Origin of the sequence: Rubrivivax gelatinosus IL144 (genome assembly GCF_000284255.1) — a bacterium.
Lineage (GTDB): Bacteria > Pseudomonadota > Gammaproteobacteria > Burkholderiales > Burkholderiaceae_C > Rubrivivax > Rubrivivax gelatinosus_A.
In genome coordinates this window covers 1,713,385-1,726,339 of the sequence record NC_017075.1, presented here as the reverse complement: position 1 = coordinate 1,726,339, position 12,955 = coordinate 1,713,385, and the positions used below count along the sequence as shown (strand labels likewise).

Below are 12,955 nucleotides of genomic sequence, written 5' to 3'. Positions count from 1 at the left end.
AGGCGAAGGCCGCCCGCAGGCGGCCTTCGTCGTCGGGTGGCAGGCGGATCAGCCGTTGACCGCGGCCAGCGCCGGGCGGCTGCCGAAGCGCTTGCGGATCGAGGCCTCGATGCCGGCGGCGTCCAGGCCCAGCATGGACAGCAGCTTGGCCGGGTCGCCGTGTTCGACGAAGCGGTCGGGGATGCCCAGCTGCAGCACCGGCGTCGTCGCCCCGGCGGCGGCCAGGCATTCGAGCACCGCACTGCCGGCGCCGCCCATCACGCAGCCTTCCTCGACGGTGACCAGGGCCTCGTGGCGGCGCGCCATCTCGAGCACCAGGGCCTCGTCCATCGGCTTCACGAAGCGCATGTCGACGACCGTCGCGCCGAGCTTCTCGGCGGCGGCCAGCGCCGGGTGCAGCAGCGTGCCGAAGGCCAGGATCGCGATGCGCTGGCCTTCGCGGCGCACGACGCCCTTGCCCCACTCCCATTCGCTGAGGCCGGTCTCGATCTCGGCGCCGCAGCCGCTGCCGCGCGGGTAGCGCACGGCCACCGGCTGGTCGCGGCGGTAGGCCGTGGTCAGCGCCTGGCGGCACTCGTTCTCGTCGCTGGGCGCGAGCAGCGCGCAGTTCGGGATGCAGCGGATGAAGGCGATGTCGTAGACGCCGGCGTGCGTCGGGCCGTCGGCACCGACGATGCCGCCGCGGTCGAGCGCGAAGACCACCGGCAGGTTCTGCAGCGCGACGTCGTGCACCAGCTGGTCGTAGGCGCGCTGCAGGAAGGTGCTGTAGATCGCGACCACGGGCTTGAGCCCTTCGCAGGCCAGACCGGCGGCGAAGGTCACCGCGTGCTGCTCGGCGATGCCGACGTCGTGGTAGCGGCGCGGGAAGCGCTTGTGGAACTCGACCATGCCCGAGCCTTCGCGCATCGCCGGCGTGATGCCCACGAGGCGCTCGTCGGCCTCGGCCATGTCGCACAGCCACTGGCCGAAGACCTGGGTGAAGGTCGGCTTGCCGCCGCTGCTCTTGGGGAAGCCCTCGGCCGGGTTGAAGCGGCCGCTGGCGGCGTGGTACTTGACCGGGTCGGCCTCGGCCATCTTGTAGCCGTAGCCCTTCTTCGTGACCACGTGCAGGAACTGCGGGCCCTTCTTGTTGCGCAGGTTCTCCAGCGTCGGGATCAGCGCGTCGAGGTCGTGGCCGTCGATCGGGCCGACGTAGTTGAAGCCGAACTCCTCGAAGATCGTGCCCGGCACGACCATGCCCTTGGCGTGCTCCTCGAAGCGGCGCGCCAGCTCGAACAGCGGCGGCGCGGCCTTCAGCACGGCCTTGGCGCCTTCGCGCGCGGCGGCGTAGAAGTTGCCGCTCATCAGCCGCGCCAGGTGCTTGTTCAGCGCGCCCACCGGCGGGCTGATCGACATGTCGTTGTCGTTGAGCACGACGAGGATGTCGGCGTTGACGCCGGCATGCGGCACGCCGGCGTTGTTCAGCGCCTCGAAGGCCATGCCGGCGGTCATCGAGCCGTCGCCGATGACGGCGATGGCCTTGCGGTCCTCGCCCTTCTGCTTGGCCGCCAGCGCCATGCCCAGCGCGGCGCTGATGCTGGTCGAGCTGTGGCCGGTGGCGAAGGTGTCGTACTCGCTCTCGTCGCGGCGCGGGAAGCCGGCGATGCCGCCGAGCTGGCGCAGCGTGTGCATGCGCTCGCGCCGGCCGGTCAGCACCTTGTGCGGATAGGTCTGGTGGCCGACGTCCCAGACGATGCGGTCGTGCGGCGTGTTGAAGACGTAGTGCAGCGCGACCGTCAGTTCCACCGTGCCCAGGTTGCTGCCGAGGTGACCCCCGGTCTGGCTGACGGTGTTCAGCACGAACTCGCGCACTTCGCGCGCGAGCCCGGGCAGGTCGCTGCGCGACATGCGGCGCAGGTCGGCGGGCGTCTGGATCGAATCGAGATATTTGCTCATGTCAGTTTCCACCGCGCTGGACGAGCCGCGGCGCCGATGACGGCACCACGAACCGCTCCCGCCGCCGTCCGCCTCCCAACGGCCGGCAACGGGGATCAAGCCGTCAGTTCAGTTCTCGCGTTCCACCACCTTGTCGGCGATCGCGGCCAGGGCCGCGACATCGGCCAGGCCGCTGCGCTCGAGCGCCGCGAGCGCCTGCGCGCGCAGTTCCTGCGCGTAGCGGCGGGCGGGCTCCAGGCCGAGCACCGAGACGTAGGTCGGCTTGTTGGCCTCCTGGTCCTTGCCGGCGGTCTTGCCGAGCTTGTCGGAGGCCTGGGTGCAGTCGAGGATGTCGTCGACGACCTGGAAGGCCAGACCGATCGCTTCGCCGTAGACCGACAGCGCCTGCCAGGTGGCGGGCGTCGGCGAACCGCAGGCCGCCCCCATCTGCACGCTGGCCAGCAGCAGCGCGCCGGTCTTCTTGCGGTGCATCTCGCGCAGCGTCGCCTCGTCGAGCATCCGCCCGGTGTTGGCGAGGTCGATCGCCTGGCCGCCGGCCATGCCGGCGTGGCCCGCGGCGCGCGCCAGCAGGCGCACCAGGCGTGCCTGCAGCACCGGCTCGACGCCTTCGTCGGGGGTGAGGATCTCGAAGGCCAGCGCCTGCATCGCGTCGCCGGCGAGCATCGCCTGGGCCTCGCCGTACTTCACGTGCACCGTCGGCTTACCGCGGCGCAGCACGTCGTTGTCCATGCAGGGCATGTCGTCGTGCACCAGCGAGTAGGCGTGGATCAGTTCCACCGCCGCGGCGCTGCGCAGCGCGGCTTCGCGCGAACCGCCCAGCGCCTCGCAGGCGGCGAGCACGAGCAGCGGCCGCAGCCGCTTGCCGCCGTCGAGCACGCCGTAGCGCATCGCCTCGCCGAGGCCGGCGGGGGCATCTTCGGGAACCCAGGTCTCGAGTGCGGCTTCCACCGCGTCGAGCTGGTGTCGCGCCCAGTGATCGAAGTTCAGGGTGCGCTCCATGTCTTCAGCTGTCCATCGTCAAGTAGCTTGACCTGTTCCTCGACCGCCTGCAGCCGGTTACGACAAAAGGTCAGCAGTTCGCTGCCGCGCCTGTAGCCGTCGAGCAACTGGTCCAGCGGCATCTGGCCGGTCTCCATGCGCTGGACCAGGCGGTCCAGTTCGGCGACGGCTTCCTCGTAGCTGGCGGGCTCCTGCGGGGCGGGGACGGACGACATTCGGTGGGAACGTGACAGCAAGCCGGGCATTCTAGACACACGGGACTGCCGCGCTCGGGCACTCCACCTGCCCCGGACCGCGGGCACCCCGGCCGGTACAATGTTCGGTTCGCCTGACGAAACCATGCGACGCCGCCGAGGGGCGTCGAGCGTCAGGCGCCATGCCCGCCCGCGGGGCCACCGGGCGGGGGTTTGGACATCCGTCACGGAGGATCCCCTCGGATCATGTCTGACCTGAGCATCAGTCTCGAAGCTCTCGAGCGAAGCACGTCTCAGCTTCCCGTCACCAGTTATTTCGACGAGGGTCTGTTCCAGCAGGAACAGAAACTCATCTTCGATGCCGGACCGCGCTACGTCGGCCACGAGCTCGCCGTCCCCGCCACAGGCGACTACCACGCCCTCGTGCACGAAGGCGAGGGCCGCGCGCTGGTGCGCCACGAACGCGGCATCGAGCTCGTCTCCAACGTCTGCCGGCATCGCCAGGCGATCATGCTCAAGGGCCGCGGCCGCACCCAGGGCGGCATCGTCTGCCCGCTGCACCGCTGGACCTACGACCTCGAAGGCCGGCTCGTCGGCGCGCCGCATTTCCCCGCAGACCCCTGCCTGAACCTGAAGCAGTACCCGCTGCGCGCCTGGAACGGGCTGTTGTTCGAGGACAACGGGCGCGACATCGCCGCCGACCTGGCCGGCATGGCGCCGCAGCCGCTGCTCGACTTCTCGGGCTACGTCTTCGACCGCGCCGTGGTGCACGAGTGCGACTACAACTGGAAGACCTTCATCGAGGTCTACCTCGAGGACTACCACGTCGGCCCGTTCCACCCGGGGCTGGGCTCGTTCGTCACCTGCAACGACCTGAGCTGGGAGTTCGGCGCGCACCACTCGGTGCAGACGGTGGGCGTGCACCAGGCGCTGGCGCGGCCGGGCTCGCCGGTCTACCGCCGCTGGCACGACGCGCTGCTCGCCTACCGCGCCGGCCAGCCGCCGGCGCAGGGCGCGGTGTGGCTGACGCTCTACCCGACGATCATGGTCGAGTGGTATCCGCACGTGCTCGTCGTGTCCTCGCTGTTCCCCAAGGGCCCGCGCAAGACGCTGAACCTGGTCGAGTTCTTCTACCCCGAGGAGATCGCCTTGTTCGAGCGCGAGTTCGTCGAGGCCCAGCAGGCCGCCTACATGGAGACCTGCGTCGAGGACGACGAGATCGCGGAGAGAATGGACGCCGGCCGCCGCGCGCTGATGGAGCGCGGCGACAACGAGGTCGGGCCCTACCAGAGCCCGATGGAAGACGGCATGCAACAGTTCCACGAGTGGTACCGGCGGCAGATGAAGCTCGCACGATGAGCCGCACGCGCGCGGCCCCCGGGCCGCTGCGCGCGCCCCTGCTGATCACGGGCGCCGCCTTCCTGTTCGCGGCCATGGGGCTGTGCGTCAAGCTCGCCTCGGCGCAGTACGGCGCCGGCGAGATCGTCATGTACCGCTCGGCCGTCGGCGTCGTGCTGATGGCGCTGATGCTGCGCGCCGGCCGCACGTCGCTGGCCACGCGCGTGCCCTGGCTGCACCTGCAGCGCAGCGCCGCCGGCCTCGGCGGCATGTGCTTGTGGTTCTACGCCCTGGGCGCGCTGCCGCTGGCCACCGGGATGACGCTGAACTACACCTCGTCGGTGTGGGTCGCGGTCTTCGTCGTCGGCGCCGCCTGGGGCAGCGGCCAGCGGCCGGACGCGAGGCTGGTGATCGCGGTGCTGGCCGGTTTCGGCGGCGTCGCGCTGATCCTCCAACCCACGCTCGAGACACGCCAGCTGCTGCACGGTCTGGCCGGACTGGTGTCGGGGCTGCTGTCGGCGCGCGCCTATCTGCACGTGCGTTCGCTGGGTCAGGCCGGCGAGCCCGAAGAACGCATCGTCTTCTACTTCTCCGTCGCCGGCGTCGCGGCCGGTGCGCTGCTGATGCTCGTCGGCGGCGGGCCGCATCCGCACACCCTGCGCGGCGCATTGCTGCTGCTCGCCACCGGCGCGCTCGCTTCGGCGGCACAGCTGATGCTGACACGCGCCTACGCGATCGGCCAGGCGATGACCAACGCGGTGCTGCAATACCTGGGCATCGTGTTCTCCTTCGGCTTCGGCGTCTGGCTGTTCGACGACCCGGTCACGCTGTCGGCGCTGGCCGGCATGGCGCTGATCGTCGGCGCCGGCATCGCCGCCACCTGGCTGGCACGCACGCCGCGCGTCACCTCTTCCACGGACATCCACGGAGACCTGAGATGAGCTTCACCACCCTCGTGAGCGCCGAGGACCTGCGCGCCGCGCCGGCCGGCATCGTCGTGCTCGACTGCGGCTTCGACCTCGGCGACCCGGCCGCCGGCGAACGTGCTTTCGCCGCCGGCCACCTGCCGGGCGCGATCTACGCCCACTTGGAGCGCGACCTGTCCGGCCCCAAGGGCGACGGCAGCCACGGCCGCCATCCGCTGCCCACGCGCGAGGCTTTCGCCGCGACCGTCGGCGCCTGGGGCATCGCCCCCGAGACCCAGGTCGTCTGCTACGACGCCCAGGGCGGCCCGTACGCGGCGCGCGCCTGGTGGATGCTGAAGTGGCTGGGCCACGAGAAGGTCGCGGTGCTCGACGGCGGCCCGGCCGCCTGGACGGCCGCCGGCGGCGAACTCGTGACCGCGACCGCCGCACTGGCCGCCCGCCCGCCCTACCCGATGACCCGCGAACCGGCGATGGCGACGATCACCGCCGAGTCGCTGCTGGCCGCGCTGGGCCACGTGCGCGTCGTCGACGCGCGCGCCGGCGAACGTTTCCGCGGCGAGGTCGAGCAGATCGACCCGGTCGGCGGCCACATCCCGGGCGCGACCAACCGCTGCTTCAAGGACAACCTGCAGGCCGACGGCCGCTTCAAGCCGGCGCCGCTGCTGCGCGCCGAGATCGAACGCTGGGCGACGCCGGCCGAGCAGGTGGTGCTGCAGTGCGGCAGCGGGGTCACCGCCTGCCACAACCTGCTGGCGATGGCGCATGCCGGTTTCGAGGGCATGCGGCTGTATCCCGGCTCGTGGAGCGAGTGGTGCCGCGATCCCTCGCGGCCGATCGCCCGCGGCTGACGTTCATCAATCCGATCCCGCTTGCAGGAACGCCGACCCTGCAGAACACTCGAAACATCGAACCCCAAGGAGTCTCCATGTACAAGCGCATCCTGGTCCCCACCGACGGCTCCGAGATCACGGCCAAGGCGGTCCAGACGGCTCTGGAGCTGGCCCAGCTCGCCGGCGCCGAACTGTTCGTCATCGGCGTCAAGGAGCCCTTCCCGTACAGCGCGATCTCGGAGATGCAGCCGGTGCCGCCGCAGGAGTTCTACGACGCGCAGGAACGCATCGCCTCGTCGCGCGTGAAGGCCGTCATCGAGGCCGCCGGCGCCGTCAAGGTGCCCTGCAGCGGCCACACGATCGAGGCGCTGCACCCCTGGGAAGCGATCATCGAACACGCGACGAACCAGAACTGCGACCTGATCGTCATGGCCTCGCACGGCCGCCGCGGCGTCAGCGCGCTGCTGTTGGGCAGCGAGACGCAGAAGGTGCTGACGCACAGCACGCTGCCGGTGCTGGTCGTGCGCTGAACGCACGCTCCGATTTCGTGTTGAACCCCGCCGTCCGGCGGGGTTTTTCTTTGGGCCGCCTCAGGCCGGCTGCAGCGCCAGCCGGCCTTTCTGTGCCGCCAGCGTGCGCGCCAGCAGCGAGGCCAGCGCGTAGAGCGCATCCACCGTCGGCGTCGGCCGGCCGACGATACGGCCGAGTTCGGCCACCGCGCCGACCAGCGCCTCCAGCTCCAGCGCGCGGCCGTGTTCGACGTCCTGCAGCATCGAGGTCTTGTGCGCGCCCACCGCCTCGGCACCGGCCAGGCGCTGCTCCAGCGTGATGCGAAAACGCACGCCCAGCGCCTCGGCCACCGCCTGGGCCTCGGCCATCGCCGCGGCGGCCAGCGCCCGTGTCGGGCCGAAGCGGGTGATGTCTTCCAGCGTCGCGTGCGTCAGCGCGCTGATCGGGTTGAAGCACAGGTTGCCCCAGAGCTTGACCCAGAGCTCGGCGCGGATGTCGCGCGCCACCGGCGCCTTGAAGCCGGCCTTCATCAGCGCCTGCGACAGCGCCTCGACCCGTTCGCTGCGGCTGCCGTCGGGCTCGCCGATCGTGAAGCGGTTGCCTTCGACGACACGCACCAGCCCCGGCTCGACGAGCTCGGCCGCCGGGTAGACGATGCCGCCGAGGATGCGCTCCGGCGCGATCGCCGCGGCGATGCGTCCGCCCGGGTCCACGCTCTGCAGCTGGCGCCCTTCGTAGGGGCCGGCGAGCTTGTGGAAGTACCACCAGGGCACGCCGTTGATCATCGTGACGACGCTGGTGTGCGGCGCCAGCAGCGCCGGCAGCCCGGGCAGCAGGTCGGCGACCTGGTGCGCCTTGACCGCCAGCACGACGACGTCCTGCGGCCCGGCGTCCTCGGTGCGCTCGAAAGCGCGTGCCTCGGGCGCCGCGAGTTCGCTGCCGTCTTCGAGGATCAGGCGGAAGCCGCGCGCGCGGATCGCCTCCAGGTTGCGCCCGCGCGCGATGAAGCTGACGTCTTCGCCCGCGGCCGAAAGCCGTGCGCCCAGATAGCCGCCGATCGCGCCGGCGCCGACGATCGTGATCTTCATCCGCCCAGCCCCAGCTTGGCGGCCATGCCGATGCGCTGCAGCTTGCCGGTCGCGCCCTTGGGGATCTCGGCCATGAACAGGATGCGCTTGGGCACCTTGAAGTCGGCGACACGCGCGGCGACGAAGTCCTGCAGCTCGCGTTCGCTGGGCTGCTGGCCTTCACGCGGCACGACGGCGGCGGCGACCTCCTCGCCCAGCTTCGGGTGCGGCATGCCGAAGCACACGACCTGGGCGACGGCCGGGTGGTCCATCAGGATCTCGTCGATCTCGCGCGGGCTGATCTTCTCGCCGCCCCGGTTGATGATCTCCTTCAAGCGCCCGGTGATCGTGACGTAGCCCTCGGCGTCCAGCGTGCCCTGGTCGCCGGTGCGGAACCAGCCGTTGGTGAAGGCCTCGGCGTTGGCCTTGGGGTTGGACTCGTAGCCGGCGGTGACGTTGGGGCCGCGGATGACGATCTCGCCGACCGCGCCGCGCGGCAGCAGCGTGCCGTGCTCGTCCATGATCGCGATCTCGGGCCCCGCCGCCGGGCCGACGCTGCCGGGCTTGCGCACGGCCGGCGGCAGCGGGTTGCAGGCCATCTGGTGCGTGGCCTCGGTCATGCCGTAGGCCTCGATCAGCGGCGCGCCGAACACCTCTTCGAGTTCGCGGATCACCTGCGGCGGCATCGACGACGAGGACGAGCGCAGGAAACGCAGCGGATGCCGCGCGATGACCTCGGCGTTGCGCCGCGCGCGGCCGAGGATCGCCTGGTGCATCGTCGGCACCGCCGTGTACCAGGTGGGCGCGGCCTCGTCCATCCAGCCGAAGAACTTCAGCGCGTCGAAGCCCGGCGTGCAGAAGATGCGCGAGCCCGCGGACAGCGGCGCCAGCACGCCGGCGATCAGGCCGTGGATGTGAAACAGCGGCATCACGTTGAGCCCGCCGTCGGCCGGCGTCAGCTGCAGCGTGTCGCGGATGTGCTGCGCCGACGCCGCCAGATTGGCCTGCGACAGCGGCACGATCTTCGGCCGCGAGGTCGTGCCCGAGGTGTGCAGCACCATCGAGACGTCGCCGGGCTGGGCCTCGCCGCCGTCGGCCGTCGGCGTGCTGGCGGCAGAGCCGTCGCGCGGCACCAGCGTGAAGCTGCCGGCCGGCGCGCCGTCGGCGACGACGAGGTCGAGCACACGCACGCCCAGGCGTTCGGCGACCGCCACCGCCGGCGAGGCGCTGCCGCGTTCGACGATCAGCGCCTTGGCGCGCAGGTCCGACAGGTAGAACTCGAACTCCTCGGCGCGGTAGGCCGGGTTCAGCGGCGCGCTGGCGACGCCGCTGGCGCAGGCGACGAAGCAGCTCGCCATCTCGGGGCCGTTGGCGAGCACGATGGCGACGCGGTCGCCGCGGCCCACGCCCAGCGTGTTCAGCGTCGAAACGGTGCCGGCGATCTGCGCGCGAAGGCCGCGGTAGTTGAGCGGCGCGCGGCCGGGAGCGGCCAGCGCGACGGCGTCTTCGGCGCCGGCCCGCAGCAGCGCCTCCAGGGTCTGGTGCATCGGGTACTCCTCGGAAACGGATGCGTCGGGCGTTTATACCGCTGGCGACGGCAGCGTCCCGAGCAGGCGAGCGACGGCGTCGGGGGCTTCCTCGTGTGCAAGGTGGCCGACACCTGGCAGTGGCAGCAAGAGCGCACGCGGGCACAGCGCCGCCACGCGCCGCGCCTGCGACGGCCGCACCGCGCGGTCGCGCAGCCCGGTGATCAGCCACAGCGGCACCGGGAAACGGCGCAGATCCTGCTCCATCGTGCTCAGGTCCCAGTGGGCCATCATGCCCAGCGCGGCCTCGGCGTGGCCGGGGCGTGTCATCAGCGCCCGGTAGGCGTCCAGCCCGTCCTGGTCCAGGTGCGAGCCGGTGCCTTCGATCAAGCGGCGCACGACCGCCGGATCCTCGGCGCGGCGCGCGAACAGGTGCGAGACCCAGCGCTGCGCGTACAGGAGCCGCGCCAGCGGCGACAGCAGCGCCGCCGCACGGCCGCCGAACGGCAGGAAGGCGCCGTTGATCGACACCACGACCGAGGGCTTCACCAGCCCGTCGAGCACCATGCGCACCGCGACCGCGGCGCCGGCCGAGTGGCCGACGACGACGTCGGGTGCTAGCTTCATCTCGGCCAGCAGCGCGCCGACCGCGGCGGCCATGCCGGGCAGCGTCAGCTGCCCGGGCGTCGGCCGGCTGGTCTCGCCGTGGCCCGGCAGGTCAGGCGCGACGAGGCGCCAGCGCCAGGCCAGGCGTTCGCCCAGCGCCGCCATGCTGTGCGCCGACGCACCGGTGCCGTGCAGCAGCAGCATCGTGCCCGGGCCGCGCCCGGAACGTTCGACGTGCCAGCGCAGGCCGGCGGCGTTGACGAAGCGGCGGTCTTCAGCCACCGGCGCGTGCGCGCACCACCTGCGACAGGGTCTGCGCGCCGGCGTAAGGCAGCGGCATGTAGGTGGCCTGCATCGCGCCGGCGATCTTGCGCGCCTGCGCCGCCGGCTGCGGCGAAGTGTCGATCAGCATCGTCGCCGCGCCGCTGGCCAGCATGCGCTTGGCCGCGTCGAGCGCATCGGCCTCGGCCTTGGGGCGCCCGCCGGTGCCGTCGAGCGCGACGTTGGCGCGGCCGTCGGTCAGGAAGACCACCAGCGGCGTGTCGCCACGCCGGCGGATCGACTCGGCCAGCGCCCCGGCGGCATCGACGGCCGCCGCCAGCGGCGTGCCGCCGCCGCCGGGCAGGCCGGCCAGGCTGCGCTTGGCGCGCACCAGCGAACGTGTCGGCGGCAGCAGCAGTTCGGCGGCCTTGCCGCGGAAGGCGATCACCGCCACCTTGTCGCGCCGCACGTAGCAGTCGGCCAGCAGCAGCTCGACCGCGCCCTTGGCCTCGGCCATGCGGTTGAGCGCCGACGAGCCCGAGGCGTCGACGACGAAGATCGTCGTCGTCTCGCGCCGCTGGCGGTAGTGCGTGACGTGGAAGTCGTCGGGCCGCACCTGCACACGCGGCTTGATGGCGCCGCGCACCCGTTGCCAGGGCGCGGCAGCGCGCAGCGTCGCGATCAGGTTCAGGCGCTGGCCGGCCTTGGGCTCGCCGCGGCGGATGCCCGACGGCCGGCCGCGGTGGCCGCCCTTGTGCAGCGCGCCCGACTTGCCCGACGAACGCGCGCGTTCGCGCGAGGCGTAGTCGGCCTGCATCTGCGCCAGCAGCGCCGGCGGCAGCGACGCGAGCACGGCGTCGAGCACCTGGTCTTCCATCGGGCCCTTCAGCTCTTCGGCCTGCTGCTCGTCGTCCGGCGGTGGCGGGTCCTGGTTCGGGTCCTGCTGATCCGGCGGCGGAGGCGGCGGCTCCTCGGGCGGGGCTTCCTGCTCGGGCGGCGCCGGCAGCTGCGTCGCGCGCGGCGCGAACACCAGGCGCGCTGCTGCGGCGGCGTCCTCGGCCTCGACGGTCTCGCGGCCGTTCAGCGCGGCGTGCGCGCAGGCCACGCGCAAGGCGTGCAGCGGCGCGCGCAGCGAGGCGATGCCCAGCGCGACGGCGGCCTGCACCAGCGCCTGCAGCGCCTCGTCGCCGCAGCGCACGCGCGGCAGCAGCGCGCGCGCGTCGGAGACGTCGCCGAAGTCGATCTCCGGCGCCTCGCGCGGCGGGATCTGCGTGAAGTCGAGCTTGAGCCCCAGGCGGTCGGTCAGCGCGATCGGCACCGGGTCGTCGTCGGGGCCGCCTTCGTCGAAGGCGACGACGCCGAAACGTGTCGGGTGCGAGAGCGCGACGCCGTCGCGTTCGACGACGACCTCTTGGCGGTCCATCACCGCGGCCATCTTCGCCGCGGTGCCCGGCGGCAGGCGCTCGGCCATCACCGCGAGCACGACGCCGCCGTCGGCGTCGGCGAGCAGGCCACGCTGCGCGACCGGGCGCCCGGCCTGCAGAGTGCCGGCGAGGTCCAGGCCGCCGAGCAGGCGGTCGTCGGCGATGCCCACCGGCATGCGCCGCGGCGGCGCCGGCAGCGCGCGCGACAGCGCCGCGAGCCAGCGGTCACGCACCGGGCCGGCCGGCGAGCGCAGGTGCACGCCGCCGATGCCCGCCGGGTCGACGGCGAACACCGCCGCCGCCAGCGTGGCGTCTTCCCAGGCCTTGGAGGACATCAGGCGAACAGTTCCTGCACCGCGCGATCCACGCGCACCGTGGAACCGGCGTCGTCGAGCACGTTGCGGCGCAGGCGGTGGCGCAGCGCCGGCGCGGCGATGCGCTTCAGCTGGCTGTCGCCGACGGCCTTGTCGCCGTCGATCGCGGCCAGCGCGCGCGCGGCACGCATCAGCGTCAGCTCGCCGCGCAGGCCGTCGGTGCCGAGCTTCATGCACAGCTGGGCGGCGCGCTCCAGCGCCGCGTCGGGCACCTGCACGTCTTCCAGGCGCTTGCGCGCGGCCAGGATGCGGCGGCGGATCTTGTCGTCCTCGGCCTTCCACTTCTCGGTGAAGCCCTCGGGGTCGCGTTCGAAGGCGTCGCGGCGGCGCACGATCTCGATGCGCACCGGGATGTCGGTCGGCGTCTTGACCTCGACCGACAGGCCGAAACGGTCGAGCAGCTGCGGCCGCAGTTCGCCTTCTTCCGGGTTGCCCGAGCCGACCAGCACGAAGCGCGCGGGGTGGCGCACCGACAGGCCTTCGCGCTCGACGACGTTCTCGCCCGAGGCGGCGACGTCGATCAGCAGGTCGACCAGGTGGTCTTCGAGCAGGTTGACTTCGTCGATGTACAGGAAGCCGCGGTTGGCGCGCGCCAGCAGGCCGGGCTCGAAAGCCTTGACGCCTTGCGACAGCGCACGCTCCAGGTCGAGCGCGCCGACGACGCGGTCTTCGGTGGCACCCAGCGGCAGGTCGACGACCGGCACCGGCACCTGGTGCGTCTTGGGCTTGGGCGCGTCGGCAGGCTCGAGCGCCGGGTCGCGGTTGTAGGGGCAGCCGACGACGGCCTTCATCTTGGGGAGCAGCGCCGCCAGCGCACGCACGGCGGTCGACTTGCCGGTGCCGCGGTCGCCGAAGACCAGCACCCCGCCCACGCTCGGGTCCACCGCGGCGATGAGGATGGCGAGCTTCATCTCGTCCTGGCCGACGATGGCCGAGAAGGGATACGTCAACTTCATGAGGAAACG

The 12,955-nt window shown here is 72.2% G+C and carries 12 protein-coding genes; 4 read left to right on the top strand and 8 right to left on the bottom strand.

The window, feature by feature from the left end; genetic code table 11:
* Positions 1-48: 48 nt before the first annotated feature.
* From dxs to xseB, 3 genes are all read right to left on the bottom strand, one after another.
* Positions 49-1,935, bottom strand: coding sequence for a 1-deoxy-D-xylulose-5-phosphate synthase (gene dxs, locus RGE_RS08200; protein ID WP_014427874.1), 1,887 nt, complete (start codon positions 1,933-1,935; stop codon positions 49-51).
* 108 nt (positions 1,936-2,043) lie between these two features.
* Positions 2,044-2,934, bottom strand: coding sequence for a polyprenyl synthetase family protein (locus RGE_RS08195; protein ID WP_014427873.1), 891 nt, complete (start codon positions 2,932-2,934; stop codon positions 2,044-2,046).
* Positions 2,919-3,149, bottom strand: coding sequence for an exodeoxyribonuclease VII small subunit (gene xseB / locus RGE_RS08190; protein ID WP_014427872.1), 231 nt, complete (start codon positions 3,147-3,149; stop codon positions 2,919-2,921). The genes RGE_RS08195 and xseB overlap by 16 nt, the downstream gene beginning before the upstream one ends.
* A gap of 225 nt (positions 3,150-3,374) precedes the next feature.
* Here xseB and RGE_RS08185 point away from each other — a divergent pair, with 225 nt between their 5' ends.
* From RGE_RS08185 to RGE_RS08170, 4 genes are all read left to right on the top strand, one after another.
* A complete protein-coding gene (locus RGE_RS08185) occupies positions 3,375-4,487 on the top strand; it encodes an aromatic ring-hydroxylating oxygenase subunit alpha (RefSeq protein ID WP_014427871.1) in 1,113 nt (370 codons plus the stop codon).
* Positions 4,484-5,407, top strand: a complete 924-nt coding sequence (locus RGE_RS08180; protein WP_014427870.1) for a DMT family transporter — start codon at positions 4,484-4,486, stop codon at positions 5,405-5,407. The genes RGE_RS08185 and RGE_RS08180 overlap by 4 nt, the downstream gene beginning before the upstream one ends.
* Complete coding sequence (locus tag RGE_RS08175; RefSeq protein WP_014427869.1) at positions 5,404-6,240, top strand: sulfurtransferase; 837 nt, start codon at positions 5,404-5,406, stop codon at positions 6,238-6,240. Before RGE_RS08180 ends, RGE_RS08175 begins: the two co-directional genes overlap by 4 nt.
* Before the next feature lie 77 nt (positions 6,241-6,317).
* Positions 6,318-6,752, top strand: coding sequence for a universal stress protein (locus RGE_RS08170; protein WP_014427868.1), 435 nt, complete (start codon positions 6,318-6,320; stop codon positions 6,750-6,752).
* Positions 6,753-6,812: 60 nt separating this feature from the next.
* On the opposite strand, the gene RGE_RS08165 is transcribed toward RGE_RS08170, so the two are convergent.
* The 5 genes from RGE_RS08165 to bchI are packed head-to-tail and all read right to left on the bottom strand — an operon-like array spanning position 6,813 to position 12,946.
* The gene (locus tag RGE_RS08165) at positions 6,813-7,820 is read right to left on the bottom strand and encodes a 2-dehydropantoate 2-reductase (protein WP_014427867.1); all 1,008 of its coding nucleotides are present in this window, start codon (positions 7,818-7,820) and stop codon (positions 6,813-6,815) included.
* Positions 7,817-9,346: an acyl--CoA ligase gene (locus RGE_RS08160; protein ID WP_014427866.1), complete on the bottom strand. Its 1,530-nt coding sequence runs from the start codon at positions 9,344-9,346 to the stop codon at positions 7,817-7,819. The genes RGE_RS08165 and RGE_RS08160 overlap by 4 nt, the downstream gene beginning before the upstream one ends.
* A 33-nt stretch (positions 9,347-9,379) precedes the next feature.
* Complete coding sequence (bchO, locus tag RGE_RS08155; protein ID WP_014427865.1) at positions 9,380-10,213, bottom strand: alpha/beta fold hydrolase BchO; 834 nt, start codon at positions 10,211-10,213, stop codon at positions 9,380-9,382.
* The gene (locus RGE_RS08150) at positions 10,206-11,951 is read right to left on the bottom strand and encodes a magnesium chelatase subunit D (RefSeq protein WP_014427864.1); all 1,746 of its coding nucleotides are present in this window, start codon (positions 11,949-11,951) and stop codon (positions 10,206-10,208) included. Before RGE_RS08150 ends, bchO begins: the two co-directional genes overlap by 8 nt.
* Positions 11,951-12,946: a magnesium chelatase ATPase subunit I gene (gene bchI, locus RGE_RS08145; protein ID WP_014427863.1), complete on the bottom strand. Its 996-nt coding sequence runs from the start codon at positions 12,944-12,946 to the stop codon at positions 11,951-11,953. Before bchI ends, RGE_RS08150 begins: the two co-directional genes overlap by 1 nt.
* Positions 12,947-12,955 lie beyond the last annotated feature (9 nt).

What these genes read in the sequence shown, in the direction of transcription:
- RGE_RS08170 (WP_014427868.1), top strand. Translation starts at nt 6,318, where the DNA reads ATGTACAAGCGCATCCTGGTCCCCACCGACGGCTCCGAGATCACGGCC.
- dxs (WP_014427874.1), bottom strand. Translation starts at nt 1,935, where the DNA reads ATGAGCAAATATCTCGATTCGATCCAGACGCCCGCCGACCTGCGCCGC.
- RGE_RS08185 (WP_014427871.1), top strand. Translation starts at nt 3,375, where the DNA reads ATGTCTGACCTGAGCATCAGTCTCGAAGCTCTCGAGCGAAGCACGTCT.
- RGE_RS08165 (WP_014427867.1), bottom strand. Translation starts at nt 7,820, where the DNA reads ATGAAGATCACGATCGTCGGCGCCGGCGCGATCGGCGGCTATCTGGGC.
- bchI (WP_014427863.1), bottom strand. Translation starts at nt 12,946, where the DNA reads ATGAAGTTGACGTATCCCTTCTCGGCCATCGTCGGCCAGGACGAGATG.
- RGE_RS08160 (WP_014427866.1), bottom strand. Translation starts at nt 9,346, where the DNA reads ATGCACCAGACCCTGGAGGCGCTGCTGCGGGCCGGCGCCGAAGACGCC.
- RGE_RS08175 (WP_014427869.1), top strand. Translation starts at nt 5,404, where the DNA reads ATGAGCTTCACCACCCTCGTGAGCGCCGAGGACCTGCGCGCCGCGCCG.
- RGE_RS08195 (WP_014427873.1), bottom strand. Translation starts at nt 2,934, where the DNA reads ATGGAGCGCACCCTGAACTTCGATCACTGGGCGCGACACCAGCTCGAC.
- RGE_RS08180 (WP_014427870.1), top strand. Translation starts at nt 4,484, where the DNA reads ATGAGCCGCACGCGCGCGGCCCCCGGGCCGCTGCGCGCGCCCCTGCTG.
- RGE_RS08150 (WP_014427864.1), bottom strand. Translation starts at nt 11,951, where the DNA reads ATGTCCTCCAAGGCCTGGGAAGACGCCACGCTGGCGGCGGCGGTGTTC.
- xseB (WP_014427872.1), bottom strand. Translation starts at nt 3,149, where the DNA reads ATGTCGTCCGTCCCCGCCCCGCAGGAGCCCGCCAGCTACGAGGAAGCC.